The 6,055-nt window shown below is 71.8% G+C and carries 4 protein-coding genes; 2 read left to right on the plus strand and 2 right to left on the minus strand.

Features of this window, described 5'->3' with window-relative positions:
- Positions 1–108: 108 nt before the first annotated feature.
- On the plus strand, positions 109–1,545 hold the full coding sequence (locus EER30_RS44375) for a WS/DGAT/MGAT family O-acyltransferase (protein ID WP_205650695.1): 1,437 nt from the start codon (positions 109–111) through the stop codon (positions 1,543–1,545).
- Between the two features lie 29 nt (positions 1,546–1,574).
- A complete protein-coding gene (locus EER30_RS44380) occupies positions 1,575–3,080 on the plus strand; it encodes a long-chain-fatty-acid--CoA ligase (RefSeq protein ID WP_127508604.1) in 1,506 nt (501 codons plus the stop codon).
- Between the two features lie 256 nt (positions 3,081–3,336).
- On the opposite strand, the gene EER30_RS44385 is transcribed toward EER30_RS44380, so the two are convergent.
- A complete protein-coding gene (locus EER30_RS44385) occupies positions 3,337–4,974 on the minus strand; it encodes an ABC transporter permease (protein ID WP_127508607.1) in 1,638 nt (545 codons plus the stop codon).
- Complete coding sequence (locus tag EER30_RS44390) at positions 4,964–5,875, minus strand: ABC transporter ATP-binding protein (RefSeq protein ID WP_127508610.1); 912 nt, start codon at positions 5,873–5,875, stop codon at positions 4,964–4,966. The genes EER30_RS44385 and EER30_RS44390 overlap by 11 nt, the downstream gene beginning before the upstream one ends.
- Positions 5,876–6,055 lie beyond the last annotated feature (180 nt).

Here is a 6,055-nt window from a genome sequence, read left to right on the forward strand (position 1 = left end):
CTCGAGCCTCATCCCGTTCCCGCCCGGGCCGCACGGGCCGTTCGACCCTGGTGACCAGGACACGGCCACGGCCACGGTGTAAGGAGACGGCCGCGCCTGAAGGAGGCCATGGTGGACTACCTGAGCCCGTTGGACACGTCTTTCCTGGACGCCGAGGACGAAGACCCGCACGCGTCGCTGGCGATCGCGTCGGTCGCCGTGCTCGACGGCCCGGCGCCCAGCCAGGCGGAGTTCGCCGAGGCGATCCGCGGCCGTCTGGCCCTCGTGCCCCGCTATCGGCAGAAGGTACGCCGCGTGCCGCTCAACCTCGGGCGGCCGGTGTGGGTCGACGACCCCGACTTCGACCTCGACTTTCATCTGCGGCGCACCGCACTGGCCGAGCCCGGCGGTGACGCCGCCCTGGAACGGCTGATCGGCCGGGTCATGTCGCAGCGGCTCGACCGGGACCGGCCGCTGTGGGAGAACTGGCTCGTCGAGGGTCTGCCGGAGGGACGGTGGGCGCTGATCTCCAAAGTGCACCACTGCATGATCGACGGAGTGACCGGCAACGAGCTGTACCGCCTGATCTGCGACAGCAGCCCGAAGCCGCGCCGGCCGGTGCCCGACACATGGGAGCCCGGCGTCCCGCAGGACGACGTCGACCTCACCCTCGACGCTCTCGGCCAACTCGCGCGGATCCCGTTCGACCAGGCTCGCTGGTTTGCCGGAGCCCTGCGCGAACCGGCTCGCGCCGCCCGGCAGATCGGCGCCCTGACGCGCGGCGCCGCGGCATTGGTCTCTGCCTTCGTCCCGGCCCCGGCCACGTCCCTGGCCGGGCCGCTCGGCCGCGCACGCCGCTACGCGGTGGCTCGCCTGCCGCTGGAGCAGATCGGCGCGGTCGCCAAGGCGCACGAGGTGACCATCAACGACGTCTACCTGGCCGCTGTCGCCGGGGCGCTGCGCCGGCTGATGCTCGCGCGTGGCGAGGAGCCGCTAGCCGGAGCGGTCCGGACCCTGGTTCCGGTCAACGTGCGTACCGAGAGCGCCCGTCACATCTTCGACAATCGGGTGGCGTCGCTGCTGGTCGATCTGCCCGTGGAGATCGACGACGGGCCCGGCCGGCTGCGGGCCGTGCACGAGCGCGTCGCCGCGCTGCGGGCCCGGCACGAGGTCGAGGCGGGCGTGGCGCTCGTGGCGGTGGCCGACCAGGAGCCGTTCCCGGCCGTCTCGCTGGTCGTCCGCTCCGCGCTGCGCCTCCCCCAGCGCGGGCTCGCCACGGTCACCACGAACGTGCCCGGACCGCCGGTCCCGCTGTTCATCCTGGGCCGGCCGATCCGCGAGATCCTGCCGTACGTGCCGATCGCCGAGCGGCTGCGCATCGGCGTCGCCGTGATGACCTACCAGGGCCAGGCCGTGATCGGCGTGACCACCGATTTCGCGACAGTGCCCGAGGGCGGCGACATCGCCGGCGCGATTCTCGACGAGGTGCGGCAACTGGCCCCGGCACCGGCACCGCGAGCGCGCATGCGCACCGCCGCAGCCGCCCGGGTCGCGGAACCCACCTGACTCCCTGTACCGGAAAGAGGTGTACAGCGATGCTGAACCTTGCCGTGATCCTGCACGAATCGGCGGGGCGCCGCCCGGACGCGCCGGCCCTGCTGCACGACGGAGGAACGATCACCTATGCCGAGCTCGACGCCCGCTCGGATGCCGTGGCCGCGGCGCTCCTCGACCGGGGCATCGGCCCCGGTGATCGGGTCGCCCTCCAGGCACCCAACATTCCCGAGTTCCCGGTGGCCTACTTCGGCATCCTGAAGACAGGCGCGGTGGTGGTTCCGCTCAACGTCCTGCTGCGCGGTCCGGAGATCGCCCATCAGCTGCAAGACTCCGGCGCCCGCACCCTCATCACGTGGGCCGGGGTCGCCGACGAGGCCGCGAAAGGCGCCGCGGAGGCGGACGTCCCCGAGGTGTTCGTCATCCACGGCGGCCCGGACAGCCCGGGCCGGCCCTTCGCCGAGCTCACCACGCCCGTCGCCGAACCGGTCCCGCTGGCGGAGCGCTCCCCCGGTGACGTCGCCGCGATCATCTACACCTCCGGCACGACGGGGCTGCCGAAGGGCGCCGAGCTGACGCACTTCCAGATGTACATGAACTCCGACATCCCCGGCCGGCTGTTCGAGATCAAACCGGAGGACGTCGTGCTCACCGTCCTGCCGCTGTTCCACGTGTACGGCATGTCCAGCGCGATGAACCTCGGCATCCGCTTCGGCTGTGCGCTGTCGCTCGTGCCGCGCTTCACCCCCGAGAAGGTGCTCGAGGCCGTCGAACGCGATCGCGCGACCATCTTCGACGGCGTGCCCACCATGTTCGGCGCGCTCCTCGCCTACACCGACGGTCATACGTACGACACGTCGTCGCTGCGCGTGTGCGTCTCGGGCGGGGACGCCATCCCGGCGCACGTCTTCGACGCCTTCGAACAGCGCTTCGGGGTGCCGATCCTGGAGGGGTACGGGATGACCGAGACCGCCTCCACCATCACCTTCAACCCGGCGCCCGACGACCGCCGCCCGTACAGCGTCGGCAAGCCCGTCTGGGGCGTGGAGGTTCAGGTGTGGGACGCGGAGGACCGGCGGATGCCACCGGGCCGTGGGCACGTGGGCGAACTGGTCACCCGGGGATATCACACGATGCGGGGTTATCACGGGAACCCGGAAGCCACCGCCGAGGCGTACCGGGGCGGGTGGTTCCACACCGGGGATCTCGGGTACGCCGACCCCGACGGCTTCCTGTACATCGTCGACCGCAAGAAAGAGCTGATCATCCGCGGTGGCTACAACGTGTACCCCCGCGAGGTGGAGGAGGTCCTCTACCACCACCCGGGCGTTCGCGACGCCGCCGTCGTCGGCGTGCCGGACGATCGGCTCGGCCAGGAGGTCAAGGCCATCATCGTGGCCCGGCCGGGGCACAGCCTGAGCGCCCAGGAGATCGTCGAGTACTGCCGGGAACGGGTGGCCGCGTACAAGTACCCCAGACTCGTCGAGTTCCGGGACTCGCTCCCGCTGACCGGCACCGGCAAGGTGCTCAAGAAGGATCTGGTCTGAACGTGGCCCGGATCGCGATGACCACCCCGCCACTCAGGGCGGTTGCCGATCTCCCCGTTCGGCCGGCCTCGGCCGGCGCTCCCGCGCTGGGCGCGCTTCTCAGCGCATCGCCGGCCTCGTGCGGGCGATGTCAGCTCAGCAGCATGCGGGGACCACCACCTCGGGCGGTGCGCCGGGCGTCAGCACGAGTGGCGTTCGGAGAGGGCAGTCGCGCGGCGCCGGCCACCCCGATCCGTGCCTTCCTGTCAGGCCTCGCTCACGTCAGACCGGATCGGCGAACCCGCGCCACCACGAGCGCGAGCGCGGCCCAGGCGGCCACGACGGCGAGATGGCCCCAGGCGAACCCGGCGCCGGGCCCGTCCGGCCGGGTGGCGGTGAGCAGCGCCTGCAGCAGGTGCCGCACGGGGAACACGTCGGCGAAGGCGGTGATCCCGCCGGGGAGCGGACGGTCGCCGACAACGAAGATCTCCGACACGAAGCACAACGGCAGCAGGACGCCGAGCGTGACCGCGACGAGGGAGCGGGCAGCCGGCAGCAGGGCCGCCACGGCCAGTCCGAGCGCCGAGAAGCACAACGAGCCGAGCGCCACCGCGAGCAGGACGGCGGGCAGCCGCGCCGGGTCGACGCGTACGCCGAAGAAGGTCAGGCCCACCGTCGCCAGCACGGCGACACCGAGAAGCCCCACGATCAGCGCGGCGCACACCCGTCCGGCCACGTACCAGCGGAAAGGCAACGGCGTGCCGAGCAACCGCTTCAGCACACCGGCGGACCGGGCACCCACGACACCCTCCGGCATGTCGACGAAGCCCGTGACCGCGACCGTGTAGGCGGCCAGGCCGGCGAACAGGTATTGGGCCATGGTCAAGCCGTGCACCCGGGCGTCGCCGAACACGCTCGGGAAGAGCGCGAGCAGCAGCCCCGGGAAGACGATCGCGAAGAACACCGACAGCGGGTCGCGACGCAGACCGAGCAGGGCGTACGAGATCTGGCCGCCGAGCAGCGCGGCCGGCGAACCGCGGCCGGGCTCCCGCGGTGCGGACAGGCTCGACCGTGCGGGACCGATGACTTCCGCCGCGGCTCGCCGGGACATCGCTCCGCCCCGCGGCTGCCAGCCGAACCGGAGCCGGGCGATCAGCATCCCGCCCAGAGTCCAGGCCACCAGCACGGCGAGGTGCCCGGGTGAGAATCCCGCGCCGGCGCCCGGCTCGAACGTCTCGGCCATGGCCCGGGCGAAGTGCTTCAACGGCAGAAGGGAGCCGATCACGGACAACGGCCGGGGCAGTTCCGCGCCCACGATGAACACGTCCGACACGAACGCCAGCGGGATCAGCAGCCCCTGCGCCAACGCCTGGGTGGCCGTCACGGTCCTGGTCACGGTGGCGAGAGCCAGACCCAGCGCCGTGCAACAGGCAATACCCAGCAGCAGGGTGAGCAGCGCGGCCGGCAGCTTGTTCCCGACGACCTGCACGTCGTAGGCGACCACACCCACGACGGTCAGCAGCAGCACGGCGACGCCGGCGATGGCGGCGGAGGCGGCGACGCGGGCCGCGAGAACCGTGCGGGGAGGAACCGGCGTGGCCCGCAGCCGCAGCAGCACCCCGCTCTCCCGCAGCACGGCCGTGTCCACGGCCACCAGCGTGAACGACGCCTGGGCCACGCCGAACACAGCGAACGGCGTGACCAGGAACTGGGTCACCGGCACCCCATGCCCGGTGGTCTGATCGCCGATGATCGTCGAGACGATGACGAGGAAGGCCAGCGGAAAGGCGAGGGTGAAGAAGGCGGCGAGAGGGTTGCGCAGGAAGGCTCGCACGGCATGCCCGGTCAGCATCGGCAACGCAGCTGACCGGCTCGCGGGTTCGAGGCGTACGCGCTCTCGGTCCTCAACTGACATGGGCGGGCTCCTCGGTCAACGCGAGGTAGGCGTCCTCCAGCGTCGGAGGAGCGACCGTGAAGTCGGACAGCGCGGCCTCGTTGTCCGACGCCCATTGCGTCAGCCGTCGCGCGTCCGGCAGCGGATCACGCGACAGGAATCGCACGTGGGAGCCGTCGACCTCGGGTGGGACGCTCAGTGACGGCAGGTCGGCCGCGCGGCGTGCCGGGGACAGACCGAAGCTGATGACAGTGGGTAGTCGGCTGGCGGCCCGCAGCTCGTCGGGGGTGCCGACGGCCTGCAGACGGCCGGATCGCAGCACCCCCACCCGATCGGCGAGACGTTGCGCCTCCTCGAGATAGTGGGTGGTCAGCAGGATGGTCGTGCCCAGCCCGCGCAGACGGCTCACCAGATCCCAGGCGTGGTGCCGGGCCGCCGGGTCGAAGCCGGTGGTCGGCTCGTCCAGGAACAGCAACTCGGGGGCGCCGGCGAGGCCCAGCGCCAGGTCGAGGCGGCGTCGCTGGCCCCCGGAGAGGCCCTTGACCCGGGTGGCGCGCTTGTCACCGAGCCCGACGAGGTCGATCAGTTCGTCCGGGTCGTGCCGGCGCGGGAAGAGGCCGCACTGCAGGCGAAGCAGTTCGCGGACGGTGAACTCCTCCTCGAAACCGGCCGACTGCAGCACCACTCCGATGCGTGCGCGGTAGGCGGAACCACCAGTCGCGGGGTCGTAGCCCAGGACCTCGACCCGGCCCGAGTCCCGCGACCGGTAGCCCTCGAGGATCTCCACGATGGTCGTCTTGCCCGCGCCGTTGGGGCCGAGAAGGGCGAAGATCTCGCCCTCACCGACCGAGAAGCTGACGTGGTCCGCGGCCGGCACCGATCCGTACGCCCGGGTCAGGTCCTGCACGACGATGGTGGCCATGACGACAGCATCCGGGCCGAAGCACCACGCCGACCAGAGCCGTTGGTCCCGATCGGCCGGGCACGCGCAAGCCCGGCCGCCATCAAGCGGCCGGGCTCGGAGCCGTGGCTCAGATGAGCCAGCGGTTCTTCTGGACGATCGGCAGGGACGCCCACCACCGGCCCAGACCCCAGGTGTGCC

The sequence above is a fragment of the Actinoplanes solisilvae genome, from assembly GCF_003999975.1.
Taxonomy (GTDB): domain Bacteria; phylum Actinomycetota; class Actinomycetes; order Mycobacteriales; family Micromonosporaceae; genus Actinoplanes; species Actinoplanes solisilvae.

Excerpts from the sequence above, each read along its gene's own strand:
- EER30_RS44375 (WP_205650695.1), top strand. The coding sequence starts at position 109 with ATGGTGGACTACCTGAGCCCGTTGGACACGTCTTTCCTGGACGCCGAG.
- EER30_RS44380 (WP_127508604.1), top strand. The coding sequence starts at position 1,575 with ATGCTGAACCTTGCCGTGATCCTGCACGAATCGGCGGGGCGCCGCCCG.
- EER30_RS44385 (WP_127508607.1), bottom strand. The coding sequence starts at position 4,974 with ATGTCAGTTGAGGACCGAGAGCGCGTACGCCTCGAACCCGCGAGCCGG.
- EER30_RS44390 (WP_127508610.1), bottom strand. The coding sequence starts at position 5,875 with ATGGCCACCATCGTCGTGCAGGACCTGACCCGGGCGTACGGATCGGTG.